Source organism: Mucilaginibacter paludis DSM 18603, assembly GCF_000166195.2.
GTDB classification, from domain to species: Bacteria; Bacteroidota; Bacteroidia; order Sphingobacteriales; family Sphingobacteriaceae; genus Mucilaginibacter; species Mucilaginibacter paludis.
The window spans coordinates 8,110,932-8,123,867 of the sequence record NZ_CM001403.1; the positions used below are offsets into that span (position 1 = coordinate 8,110,932).

Here is a 12,936-nt window from a genome sequence, read left to right on the forward strand (position 1 = left end):
CGGCCATTCAGAGGGCTTCGCCGTTTTCATAGTCTAAATCATTTAATATTCCTGTCAGTTCATCCAACAGGGAAAATAGCCTTGTTTCAAATTCGAAATTGTGGCAGGGTTTGTCCTGCGGGGTGTCAAACCATTGCACCGCTATGGGTTCTTCCTGATAACCCGCTTCCTGAAATTCGTTATTCACCATTTCGTAAAGCATAGTTTCCAGTGTGTCTTTGCCACTCCAGTAAAAGGAGATATAGTTCTCCCAATAGATTTGGTAGTCCACTTCCTCTTCATTGAGTTCATAATGCATCGAATGCCGGATAGCACGGGCGGGATAGTCCTTTGCCAGTTTGAGCAACTCGTCTGCCACTGCTCTCAATTCCCCGCACTGCGTGTCGGTTGACGTAAACTCCCGCACCTGTTTTTCCCACTGCGCTATATCAAGACACTTTTTCAATTCAGGCAACAAAACGGCTCCTGCTTCTCTCAGCGTTTCCAGTTCATCAAACTGGCGTTTGCGGTAAGTAACATCGCCATCGTCCTCGTTCCCTTCCTCTGCGATTTCGCTTATCCAGTTTTCGAGGGAATCATAGGTCCTGCTCATGTAACTCTGATCTCCGTAATAGGGAATGCCGATAACTTGGTACAGGTAGGCAAAAACGGAACACGCCAATTCAAAATGCTGCTGTTTAGACGGCACGTTCTTCATTTGCCATAAAGGGCGCACAGGGATATAATACAGGCAATAGTTAGTGTTGTAGGTTTTGACGGTCGCCAGTCTGGCCGGACTTCCCTTGTCCTGTAAAAGCATCGGAACTGCCCCGTCAAATCGTTGTCCCGACAATTTTTCCAATACTGCCGAAATGTTCTGCGGGAACGGCAAGCCCGTTGTGTCGGGGGCTTGCCACTGGTATAATTTGCACAGGTTTCCCAATGATTGGAAAAACTCCTTTTCACCCTGCCCGTGATTGGCAAAGGGCAGGCTTAAGAACGGCCTGAACGAATGGGTTAAAAAACCATTACGGTGCGTTCCTTTGGCGCGCTTCTTAGCGGGTTTTGCTGTACTTCCCTTGCATCGGGCAAGCGGTCTAACTTTTTGATATACTCTCCGAATAGCTGGTGCAGTTGCCATTGTGTATTCTCCTCTATGACTGTTACTTTCCTTTTAATTTTGTTAGTTTCCATGACGGTGCGGTTTAGCCTTTTGTACCCATTGTGCTTTCAAAGCGGTACTGTATCTCATCGTTTTTGATCTCCGGCCCGACAATTCGGGCGTTGGTCAGGATGGGATAAGTACCTGTGTAAAAGTTCAGTACCATATCAGGGTTCATACGGTCGTTCGGGTCGGTCAAACGGACTTCCTGCCCGTTTTCCTTATGGATAAAAATCCTTTCCAGTTGCGTTGTCTGTAACATGATGCTTTGTTTTAGGCTTCGTTAAACAATAGCAGGGCTTGTGCATACTGCGCTTTTTTGCGCTCCAGATCAGCCCGTCTTTTTTCCAGTTCTTCTTTTTTCTCAGGGTAGTCTTCTACCGATGGCAGGACGTTCAGGGCATCCTCGTATTTACAGGCATCGTTCAGCTCTACCACTTTGCGGATGGTGTCGGTGTATGCCTTACGCTTTTCCTCGGCAGAAGCCTTTGGCTCGCCCACTTCAATCTCGTCAGCATTGCCGTCCGCCTTGGGTTTGGCAGGTTGGGGTTTACTGCCTTGCCCTAATTTCTTTTTGGCAGCATCCACGCTGGCGGTTACCGCTTTGATATTGCTGTACAACCCTTTCAGGGTATCCACCTGTGTTAGGGTGGCTTCAAAAAAGCCCTCATCCATATCCGAAGCCTTGCCCCTGTGAATGAGGGGTACGATCATCTTGGTGGCGGGTTCGTTTGATTTAAAGGGGGCGTATAATGCCGACACGGTAAAATCACCGTTTTCGTCGTTTTGGATGCCAATCGTCCAAATACCGGGGGCGTTCAGACTGGCGATATTTTCAAAGAAGTTCGTTTTCATAAATATTTCGTTTATGCGGTTTGTACTAAGTTTACTAAGTGGGTTGCCATTTTGCCGTCTTCGGTGAACCAATACTCATTGGCTATCAAAGCATCTGCAATAGCCTCATCGCTTGTCAGGTGGTCGAATTCATTGTCGAGTATGGATAAATACCGTTTGCTCATTCTTTTCAGAAAATCACCCTCGCATTCATCAAGGGCAATGTCCAGTTCATCCACGTTCTCAAATTCGCCATTTTCATCTTTAGGCCATGAGTTGGCGAGTTGGTCGCGCTTTTCCTGAAATTCCTGCGCTTCTCCATAGGTGTCCGCCTGCTCACCGTGATCGTTGCGAACCTGCTTTGCGGTAAAAATGGCATCATGGATAAATTCGGCATTACAGTAATGCGCCCGGTCAAGGTCGAAACCTGTAATTTTCAAGCCGATGTTTTTGGCATCTTCATATACCATGTCCCACCAGTTGTAGTTCACGTTAAAATCTGCGTTATCGGCTATAGCTTTTTGCTTTGCCTGTTCGGACAGTTCCTCAAATTCGTATAGTTTTAGTTGTATCGTTTTCATAGCGGCGTTAAGATTTAATGTTAATCTGGGTGGGGTCGTTAAAGATGGACTGGAAGATGTCCGTAACCTGCTTTTGGCTCAGCTTGCACACATACCGCTGTTCGCGGTACAGGTCTGTAAAATCGATGCTTCCGTCCGAACAGTACGCCATAGCGACTGCCACACCGCCAACGCCCGTATCTACCCACAGGCTTAACCAGATGTCGTTTTTATACACGGTGCCTATAATCAGTGTGTCGTGTCCCGTCAGCCCGCCGTCCTCTCGGCATTGGTTGATGCGTTCGTCCGCAAACCATAGCCGTGCAAGGCGGTTGAACTTAAATCCAACCTGTAGGGCGATTTCCTTTGCAAATTCCATAGGTGACATTGGCCCTGAAACATTGCCCTGCCTCTCTTCAAGCAGGGGCTGAATGCTGTACGTGAATTGTTGCTTTTCCATTTTGTGCTTTTTGTTTTGCTTTTTTTCTGTAATTTTTTTTCAAAGGCGTCTTTGGCAGTCCTTAGCTTTTGGCCTCTGATAGAGGCAAATCACTTGCGCGTGGGGCGAGCGGGTCAAGGCTGCCGCCATACAAAAAATACTACCCCACCCCGGGTGGAGATTTTTTGACGGCATTTACAGGGCCTTGCCCGCTGAAGAGGGGTAAATTTGCCTCAAGCAGAGGTCAAAAGCGGAAAACCCTCAAAGGGTCCTAAACCTCAGAGGTAACAGTAATAGGAAAAAGAGAGGAACCTGGGCAGAAGGCGGCGGCGGGGCATGCCCTGCCGGTGGTTGCTCCGGCCGAAGGCTGCCCCGCCGCCGCCTGCCTAATCGAAGTTTCAGCGGAGTAGTCCGTTAGTGATCGGAAGCATTATCCTGCATGTCCCCGGCAGACAGAGCGGAGAGCACGGCCCCGCCAGGCGGAACGGACATGGATGAAGACGATAAAAAAGGGAAAATTTGATTTCGAGATTATATTGAATATTGATGGGCGTTAATCTTTATGTATAAATTTAAAAGTGTAGTAGATTTCTATTAAAAATGCACTTTATCGGTTTTTCGATTTATAATATCTGATTTTTCGAAATATCTATATTGATTGGCTAATCTGCTGATATGTAGAAATATATCGAATATTTTTTTCATTCAAATTGCGTAACTATTCAGGACTGGGTTTAGCGATTAATTTTAGGGCATAAAAGACATCATTTCGAGATTTCAAGTAGTATCAATAACAGAACGTATTACGGCAAAGCCATCGGCACCATCCAGCGACCTAAAGCCACCTGACACTTTTTGTTTTACTTTAAGGTTTCTGATAGCCCTTTCGGAGCCGTTATTGTCGGGTGGCACATCATTGTAATGTAGAAAGCAAAGTATATGATGGTTTATTTTTCGGAGCTTTTTTTGTAGCCTGATTGCTAGGCTTCAGTGTTATTTGCTCGTCCAGTTAATGATACTTTCAGCACTCCGATCCAGATCTTTTTATTCATATCTTAATGCTTCAATGGGGTCTAATCGAGACGCTTTTTGAGCTGGGTAGTAGCCAAAGAAGATCCCTGTAAGTGCACAAACCACAAATGATAGCATCACGGACGATTGAGAAACGACCGTGGGCCATTTAAGCATCAGTGTAACGAGCCAGGTGGAAAGAAATCCCAGGACTACCCCTATAACACCGCCGGTAACACTGATCAGGATAGCTTCAATCAGGAACTGAAGCAGTATATCTTTCCCACTGGCACCGATTGACATACGCAGGCCTATTTCGCGTGTACGCTCCGTAACGGACACGTACATGATATTCATAATGCCAATACCACCTATTACCAATGATATTCCTGATACAACAGTCAACAGTATGGTTAACAAGCTACTCGTGGAACTTAGCGTATTAATGAGTTCAGCCTGGGTACGTACCGTAAAGTCGTTATCTTCTGATGGTTTTAACCGATGGGATTCACGAAGTATTCGGGTAATCTCCACTGTCGCGGAATCTATCACCTGTTCATTCGCCGCTGAAGCAAAAATATTCTGAAAGTAAATGGATGCCAGTATCCTTTTTTGCACAGTGGTATAAGGAGCGATCAGGATATCATCCTGATCTTGTCCAAAAGCGTTTTGTCCTTTAGGGCTGAGAATACCGATGATCTGGAACGGTATTTTATTAAAGCGGATGATCTTACCTATCGGGTTATCACCGTTCGGGAACAGGTTATCAATCACTGTCTGGCCAATCAGGCAAACCTTGGCAGAGGCCCTTACATCATCATCTGTAAATGCGATACCGTCTTTAAGTGTCAACATCCGTATATCGAGGTATTCGGGGTTAACGCCCTGCATAGTCGTTGGCCAGTTAAGCGCGCCGTTGATCGCCTGTGATTTAGAGCTAACGATCGGGGACACCGCCGTTACGTATCCGGAACCTTCCCTTATAGCAGTGATATCCTTTTCGGTCAGGGTCTGGTAGCTTGATCCGGCTATTTTCACACCACCCTGGAGATTACTGCTGGGTAAAACGGAAATCATGTTAGAGCCCATGCCGGAAAGCTGATCATGGATACTTTGCTTGGAACCCTCACCTATAGCAACCATTGCAATAACCGAAGCTACACCAATAACAATACCCAGCATGGTTAAAAATGCCCTCAGCTTATTTCTGAGCAACGCTAAATAAGCTATCCGTAAAAGGTTGAATATATTCACAGCTTTCTTTTATTATTCGTTGTTGACCGGCAATACCGCTAATGTATCTTTGGCCGATGCCGGCTTTTCATTCTTTTGATCGCTCAATATCTTGCCATCCCGAAGCGTTATGGTGCGGCTGCTGAATGTGGCGATATCAGGTTCATGCGTCACAAAAACAATGGTTTTTCCATGGTTGTTCAGATCCTGCATTAATGCCATAATTTCGTAGGAGGTACGGCTATCCAGATTACCTGTGGCCTCGTCTGCTAAAATCATCACCGGCTCATTGATCAATGCCCGTGCGATGGCTACGCGCTGCTGCTGCCCTCCCGATAACTGGTTTGGCATGTGATCAAACCTGTCTGCCAGTTTTACCGCTTCCAGGGCCTTAATCGCCCTGTCGTGCCTGTCGCTGCTGTTTACCGTATTATTATACAACAGCGGGAGTTCCACATTCTCTAATGCAGAAGTCCGGGGTAGCAGGTTGTAGGATTGAAAAACGAATCCGATCTTACGGTTACGCAGCTGCGCGAGCTCATCACGGGTTTGTTTATTAATATCCACGCCATCTAATAAATACGATCCGCTGGTCGGTTTATCCAGGCACCCTAAAATATTTAATAAGGTAGTTTTACCCGAACCACTGGCGCCCATGATCGTTACAAATTCGCCCGCCAGTATATCAAAGGTGATTCCCCTTAGGGCGTGAACCGTTTCACTGCCCATCAAAAACTCCCGCTTCAGGTCTTTTATTTCAATTATTTTTTTGCTCATTTTGCCCGTCCTCCGCGCTTTTGTTGTTTAGGCATAAAAGGGCTGGTGCTGGCTGTACTGGCTTTTGCCCCCTGGGAAGCCCCGGAAGTTAAAACACCGGTTACGACCAGATCAGCTGGGGTAAGGCCCGACAGTACTTCTACCTGGGTGTTATTATTTAAGCCGATTTTTATTTTCTTCATAACCATTTTTTTGCCCTGTAACAGCCATATGGTTACGGCCTGAGCGGACAAATCTATACTGTCTGTGCGGTTTTTAACCGCCGATTTAGCTGATGTGCTGGTGCCGCCGCTGAGTTTGGCCTTGCTATCATAACCGGCATCGCCCGTAAGATGATATTGTACTTTCAAAGATGAGTCGGGCGTAAACTTGATGGCTTTTACAGGTATCAAAAGAGTGTGCTCTACTTCTTTCGTATAGATCACAATGTTGGCGGTCATTCCCGGCTTGAGTTTCATATCATCATTGGGCGCATTAATGATGGTGGTGTAAGTGACCACATTTGCCGAAACAGAAGGGCGAAGCCTGATATCTTTGACAGTGCCGATAAACTTGTCGTTAATGAATGCATCCACCGTAAAAATGGCACGCTCTCCTGCTTTAACTTCTCCTATATCCGCTTCATCTACATTGGCATCTACCTCCATTTTGGTAATGTCCTTAGCGATCACGAAAAGTGTTGGCGTGCTAAAACTTGCAGCAACAGTTTGCCCGATATTGATATTCCGGTTCAGTACAACACCGTCAATAGGCGAATAAATATCCGTGTATGATAGATTTTTCTTTGCAGAACGTACCTGTGCAGCCACACTCGCAACCGCTGCTTTAGCCGCATTTAAGGTATTCAGTGCTATATCATAATCAGCTTTACTAATGGCATCAGCTTTAAAAAGCTGGTTCTGCCTGCTAAAATTATTTTCAGCATAAAGGCGTTGGCTCATGGCACTCTGCAAATTACCGTTAAATTGGTCTAACGTGGCCTGCAACAGTGATTTATCCAACTCTGCCAGCAACTCTCCCTTCTTCACTTTTGAATTAAAATCAACATACAGGTATTTAATGATTCCCGACACCTGGGAACCAACCGTAACGGTGTCTACAGGCTCTATTTTACCGGTAGCGGTAACGCTTTGCGCGATATAGCCATAAACAGGGTACTGCGACTGGAGCACACGCGGTTTAACTGTCTTTCTGATCAAAAAGTACCATACCAGCGAAATGGCCAGTAGCACGGCTAAAACAATTCCTGATATTTTATAGTAACGCTTCATAATGGCCAATGCTTAAAGTGTAATAGGGATCCCCCTGTAAAAATCATAGATCTTTCGGCTGAGCAATTGGTTGTACCTGGCCTGAATGAATGTCTGCTGAGCTTGTACAAAAAGGTTTTTCTGTAATAAAAAGTCTACTGTATTGGCTGCGCCAACCCGCAGTAGTTCAGTGGCTATGCGGTAGCTTTCTTTGCTGTATTGATAACCTTCCTGCGCGGCCATGTACTGGCTTATCGCGTTTTCAACATTAATATAAGCCCGTTCCACTGCCTGTGAGAGCACGATCTGGGTATTACTAAGATCAAGCCGGGCCTGGGTTACGGCTATTTTAGCCTCTTCAACCTGTGTTTTAACCACCCTTTTATTAAATATGGGTATCGTTAGCGTTAAGCCTACCTGTTGGTTAAAGTTGTTTTTTAGCTGACCGGAATATCCGGCTTCCTGCCCGCTGTTATATCCCGAATTAAGTGCTGCGCCCCCGCTTAGAGATGGCTTGTAGCCAGCCCTTGCTTTAGCTGTTTCTAACTCTGCTATATGTACATTTAACTGGCCATTCTGCACTTCCGGCCTGGTTTTCAAGGCAAATTGTTCAACATCCTGAAATGACGTAACGCTATCGCTGAACTGTATTGATTCAGGCTTAATGATATCGAACCTTACGCCGCTGTTTAACATCAGTATTTGCTTGAGGGTAAGCAGGTCGCCCCGCTCCGCATTTCTGGAATTAACCAGGGTATATTGGTCTGCTGCCTGCTGAGCCTGCAATTGGATAAGGTCTTTTCGGGCCACACTTTCCGCATTATATTTTTTTTGCGCGAGTGCTACCTGGGCCTTTGAAGTGTTAACCAGATCGGTATTATAAATAATGTTTTCTTTATCCACTAGAATAGTGAGATAGGCTTGGGTAATTTGCAGGGTAATATCATTTTCCTGCTGGATAATATTCAGATTGGCAGATTGAACGTAAAGGTCTTTTTGTTGGATATTATTGTTGACATAGTTACCGTTATACAAGGTAACTGATGAACTTAACCCGTAACTGCCGGAGGATGTAAAGCCGGAGCCGCCTGTGCCATTATTACTGTAATCATTCCCATGAGCTAGATATTGTGAGGCCGAACCCGATAGGTCTGGTAACCGCGCAGCCCGGGCCAAAAGGTATTCCTGCTGACTGGTCAGCTGTGAGAGCCGGAGACTATTGATTTGCGTATTGTTTTTTTTAGCATATGCGATGCAAGTCTGCAGATCCCATTTTACCGCCCGGATAGTTCCTGCTGAAACCTGGGCTTTTAATGGCTTGTGCAACCAAATCCCGAAAAAGCAAAGCAGTAGAATTGTTTTTAACAACATGGTGCAACATTAAACTTCATTGAATAATTGTGAGCCTGAACAATACCATTTGCAAAAGCACATGTAGTTAGGCACAGTACAAAGGTGACTATCACCATACCCCTATTCACTACACAACTCCGTGAATAGCTTACATAATTCACACTATGCAGGAAGGGTATACCTATTCAAAATGAGGCTGAAGATTTCCTTGCGGGATAAAGCAGCGCTGGGTTCATTGTTTTCAATAGCCTCCGAACGCAGGGATAGTTTCGGATCTTTCACAGAATTCCGGAACCATTTCGAATAATCGTGCCGGTGCAAATGGTATAGCCAGGTCTCATCGTCTATACCTGCAGCCATTTGTATAAAGATCATCAGGTTATTGGCTTTCAGATTCAGGTGATGCGACGGGCCTGTAAAATAGAAGCTGTTGGAATACATGTCGCCGCTGGCATATTTTCGCTTGTGACGCATGAGAAACTGACTGGGTTCACTGCTTTTTATTACTGAAATACTGTTCGTTCCTTTTTGCCAAACCAGGGCGTCTCTTTTTTTAAATTCTGTGAGGTTTGGAAGGGTTATGTCAACACCAGTAACACCAGCAAATACAGCAAGCGTTTGGCCGGGTAAGTCTCCCATGGCCAGCACCATATCGACCCTTTTCAAAAGATCATGGCAAAGCAGGTCGGGCTGTGTGGTTATCGCAAATATATTAGTGAAATCTTCCGGAAAATCGTTGAAGCTAATTGTATTTTCTTTAGGCAACACATGATGCGCCTCATCAATAATAATAAAATGAGGATGGCCCGTATTTTTACGGAGTTCCGTAAGGGCGATCCTTAGTTTTTTAAAATAGGCTGGGCGATCACTTAACGGTATGGAAAGGAAACATACGATCGCATTTTCGTCTGTTTGACTGAGCACTTTAACAACGTGATCAATCAGGGGAGGTTGGCTGCTATCTCCTACGGTAATTGCACCAGCTAAGTCCTGATAATCGCCTTCAGGATCAATCAGGCAAAACTGGTACTTTCTGTCAATCAGCTTTCCGATAAAGGCCGCTGCCAGCGTAGTTTTTCCACACCCTGATGTTCCAGACAGCAGGATATTGTTTCCATAAGGACTGATTGCAAATGGAGAACCGTTGGCATTTTGGCCTATTCCAAGATAATGCCGTAATAGCTTTGAATCAAGGCTCGCCAGATCATCCTGAATTATACCGCGGATCAACTCTGATACGCCTTCACCTCGTTGGCTGTCCGTAACCCAGTCTGCGTTAGCTTTTAATTGTGGTAAAGCATTATTAACAGCAACGGCGCATTCCGCAGCCTGAAGCATAGCATTGTCATTCTCAGCATCGCCCACGGCGACCGTATTGTGCTCTGACAGGTTCAATTCCCGGAGCGCCCGATGCAGACCCGTTGCCTTGTTAACACCGGGAGGCAGGATCATGATAGCACCTTTGTTAAAAATCACCTGGTATTCCAAACCGGCGGCTTTAATAGTTTCCAGTACGAGATCCTGGTGAGGTTCCCAGGTTGCGACAATGACTTCGCCAATTGACAACGGAATACCTTTATCTTTTAAAGCCTGTATAAAAGATTGCGGTGGCCGTTCACCCAATAATATCTTTTTAAGGGTTGCCGGATGGTATATTAACGCACCATTCTCAGCTACGATCAGATCGAATATGGTATATTCCGGGAGTATAGCCTGTAGCTGATCCAGTTCTCGCCCCGTCACTAAAATCAGGTATCTCCCTGTGGCTTTAAGCCGCACCAACGCCGCCAAAGTAGCCTCAGAAACATGCTCATTCTCAGCAATAGTACCGTCGTAATCCGTAGTTAATATATGATATCGCATGTGCTATTGCTAAATACGTTCAGTTAATAAAGATGATACCTTGATATGCCTTCGATATTAACAGGCAACACCGAACTCATTCAAAAGATAATTGCATCCGTTCTTTAGTTTCTTCCGATAATGAAACACCGTACATCAATTCATAATACTCCCTGGCGAGGCGGCCCGATTCAAATGCCGGATCAACATCAGCAGCAGCTTGTTTGACGATATTAAACCATTTCTTATTATCCAGGTAGTACGTCGGTAAAACTGTTCTATCCAGTATCTCCATGAGATTACTGTTTTCAATACGGTCTATTTGATCTGTTGGCAGTTCCTGATTTGCGGGCTTAATTCCAAAACAATTCTCACCATCCTTGGCAAATTCCGGCACCCAACCATCCGGCATGGATAAATTTATTGCCCCATTCATTGCGGCGGTCATGCCGCTCGTGCCTGAAGCCTCGTGGTACATTCTTGGATTGTTGAGCCACAGATCGGCCCCTTTCTTTAAGCATGCCGATAATTCTAATTCATAACCGGTAAGCACGGCACAGTTGGGCAATGGCTTAACTCGAGTAATGATCCGGTTAAAGAGCTCAATACCGTCTGTATCTTCAGGATAGGGTTTACCCGCCCAGATTATTTGTATAGGATATTGGGTATTGTAGATCAGCTTCAGAAACCTTTCCCAATCCTGCATGATGAGATCGGCGCGCTTGTAGCCGGCAAATCGCCTGGCCCACACAATGGTCAATTTATCTTCATCAAAAAGTTTCCCACATTGATCCGCAACAATTCTAAAAAGTTGCTTTTTAAGTTCTGTTTTACGGGTTCGGAAAGCTGGTTCATCATGATTTCTGATGGCCTGATCAGTCGCAGCGTCTACCCAGTAATTCTTATTCTGTGCATTGGTGATGGATATGATCTCACATACGCCTTGCTGACCAGTCCACATTTCCCTGGCTACTTCGCCATGCATTTTAGAAACACCGTTGGCCTTATGCGCAAACTTCAATGCAGCCAATGTGTAGTTAAATTTACTACCCTCCATGCCCAAGAGTGACCGGACTTCCTGCTGATTCAGGTGATAGAAGAAAGACATCTCCTCAAGCAGTTCAAAGCTGTGTTCTTCGTTACCCGCTTTTTCAGGTGTGTGCGTAGTAAAAACGACCCGCTTACGTACTTCTTCGAGCGACTTATACTTTTCATACAGGTAAAAATTCAATGCGCCCCCATGCCCTTCGTTAAGGTGATAAATTTCAGGTGTGAGGTTCAGCTGATCAAGCAGCATAGCACCGCCAATACCTAAAACAATACTCTGGGCAATGCGGGTGGCCTCGTTTGCATCATAGAGACAATGCGTAATAGACCTGGATTCTTCATCGTTTTCCGGCAGATCCGTACTTAATAAGAACAGTGGGACTGTTTCAAAAACCTGTGGTTTGAGCAGGTAAGCCCTTACATGTACCGGTGCGTCATGAACCTGTACTGTAAAAGCAAGTCCCGTATCCGGCACAAAGGAATAATCTTTTTCAATAAAGCTGGTTTTCATCAAAGCGTTACCATCTCTTTCCTGATCGTAATAACCATATTTCCATAAGATCCCAACACCGATCAGGTTTTGTTTCAGTTCAAAAGCACTTCGCAGGTGTGATCCTGACAGAAACCCAAGTCCGCCACTATAATTCTTCAGGGCCTGATCTATGGCATATTCCATAGAAAAATACGCAACGGGTAAGGAATACTCCGGATCTGGTTCGTATCCGAACAAATCTTTTCTGTTGATGGGATCCATGGGATTGGTTATTTTTTAGCTAAAGATTTTAATAATAATTTAGCGGCTTGTTCCGAGGATGCCGGGTTTTGTCCGGTGATCAACAAGCCGTCTTGCCTCACATAGGAACCCCAGTCTGGCCCTTTACTATACAGGCCGCCTAATTTTTTCAATTCATCTTCTACCAGGAAGGGAACAATATCAGTTAACTGAACTGCGTCTTCTTCTGTGTTGGAGAACCCTGTAACGGCTTTACCTTTTACCAAAGGCCTGCCATCCGGTAATTTAACTTTCATTAATACGCCCGGCGCATGGCAAACAAAAGCAACGGGTTTATGGTGTGCATAAAAATCTTCTATCAATTTGATAGAATCACTATCATTAGCGAGATCCCACAAGGGCCCATGCCCGCCAGGATAGAATACCGCATCATAATGCATTTCGTTTACGGTATTTAACGGAAGTGTATGACCTAATTTATCTTTAAGGTCCTTGTCGCTGTCGAATCTGTGCGTAGCCGCCGTTTGTGCATCCGGACTTTCGCTTTTGGGATCTATGGGCGGCTGGCCGCCTTTAGGCGATGCCAGGGTAATTTCTGCCCCTGCGTCTGCCAGTACATAATAAGGTGCTGCAAACTCCTCTATCCAAAATCCGGTTTTCTTACCGGTTTTTCCCAATTCACTATGGGAGGTCAATACCATTAGTACTTTCATAAT

Annotated in this window: 14 protein-coding genes; all 14 read right to left on the reverse strand. The window is 45.3% G+C overall.

The features are described 5' to 3' along the window. Positions 1-7: 7 nt before the first annotated feature. The 14 genes from MUCPA_RS34310 to MUCPA_RS34365 all read right to left on the reverse strand — a co-directional run bounded on the left by MUCPA_RS34310 (position 8) and on the right by MUCPA_RS34365 (position 12,933). Complete coding sequence (locus MUCPA_RS34310; protein WP_157544045.1) at positions 8-922, reverse strand: DUF3322 domain-containing protein; 915 nt, start codon at positions 920-922, stop codon at positions 8-10. Positions 923-996: 74 nt separating this feature from the next. Beyond that, complete coding sequence (locus MUCPA_RS38045) at positions 997-1,173, reverse strand: hypothetical protein (RefSeq protein ID WP_157544046.1); 177 nt, start codon at positions 1,171-1,173, stop codon at positions 997-999. Positions 1,174-1,184: 11 nt separating this feature from the next. After that, positions 1,185-1,403, reverse strand: a complete 219-nt coding sequence (locus MUCPA_RS34315) for a PRTRC system protein C (protein ID WP_008513097.1) — start codon at positions 1,401-1,403, stop codon at positions 1,185-1,187. An 11-nt stretch (positions 1,404-1,414) separates the two neighbouring features. Further along, positions 1,415-1,996, reverse strand: coding sequence for a PRTRC system protein E (locus MUCPA_RS34320; RefSeq protein ID WP_008513100.1), 582 nt, complete (start codon positions 1,994-1,996; stop codon positions 1,415-1,417). Between the two features lie 11 nt (positions 1,997-2,007). Then, the gene (locus MUCPA_RS34325) at positions 2,008-2,556 is read right to left on the reverse strand and encodes a hypothetical protein (RefSeq protein ID WP_008513102.1); all 549 of its coding nucleotides are present in this window, start codon (positions 2,554-2,556) and stop codon (positions 2,008-2,010) included. Between the two features lie 7 nt (positions 2,557-2,563). After that, entirely contained in the window at positions 2,564-2,923 is a 360-nt protein-coding gene (locus MUCPA_RS34330) for a hypothetical protein (RefSeq protein ID WP_157544047.1), read from the reverse strand. A gap of 828 nt (positions 2,924-3,751) precedes the next feature. Continuing rightward, positions 3,752-3,952 (reverse strand): IS66 family transposase, encoded by a 201-nt coding sequence (locus MUCPA_RS39385; protein WP_083839407.1) that lies wholly within the window; start codon positions 3,950-3,952, stop codon positions 3,752-3,754. Positions 3,953-4,018: 66 nt separating this feature from the next. Next, positions 4,019-5,239: an ABC transporter permease gene (locus tag MUCPA_RS34335; protein WP_008513106.1), complete on the reverse strand. Its 1,221-nt coding sequence runs from the start codon at positions 5,237-5,239 to the stop codon at positions 4,019-4,021. Positions 5,240-5,251: 12 nt separating this feature from the next. Next, on the reverse strand, positions 5,252-5,995 hold the full coding sequence (locus MUCPA_RS34340; protein WP_008513108.1) for an ABC transporter ATP-binding protein: 744 nt from the start codon (positions 5,993-5,995) through the stop codon (positions 5,252-5,254). Further along, positions 5,992-7,266 carry an efflux RND transporter periplasmic adaptor subunit gene (locus MUCPA_RS34345; protein ID WP_008513109.1) on the reverse strand — a complete coding sequence of 425 codons (1,275 nt, stop codon included), beginning with the start codon at positions 7,264-7,266 and terminating at the stop codon, positions 5,992-5,994. Before MUCPA_RS34345 ends, MUCPA_RS34340 begins: the two co-directional genes overlap by 4 nt. A gap of 12 nt (positions 7,267-7,278) precedes the next feature. Further along, positions 7,279-8,616 carry a TolC family protein gene (locus MUCPA_RS34350; protein WP_008513111.1) on the reverse strand — a complete coding sequence of 446 codons (1,338 nt, stop codon included), beginning with the start codon at positions 8,614-8,616 and terminating at the stop codon, positions 7,279-7,281. A 144-nt stretch (positions 8,617-8,760) separates the two neighbouring features. Beyond that, a complete protein-coding gene (locus tag MUCPA_RS34355; RefSeq protein ID WP_008513112.1) occupies positions 8,761-10,461 on the reverse strand; it encodes an HAD family hydrolase in 1,701 nt (566 codons plus the stop codon). Between the two features lie 76 nt (positions 10,462-10,537). Continuing rightward, complete coding sequence (gene glgP / locus MUCPA_RS34360; protein WP_008513114.1) at positions 10,538-12,241, reverse strand: alpha-glucan family phosphorylase; 1,704 nt, start codon at positions 12,239-12,241, stop codon at positions 10,538-10,540. Between the two features lie 8 nt (positions 12,242-12,249). Continuing rightward, complete coding sequence (locus MUCPA_RS34365) at positions 12,250-12,933, reverse strand: type 1 glutamine amidotransferase domain-containing protein (RefSeq protein ID WP_008513115.1); 684 nt, start codon at positions 12,931-12,933, stop codon at positions 12,250-12,252. Positions 12,934-12,936 lie beyond the last annotated feature (3 nt).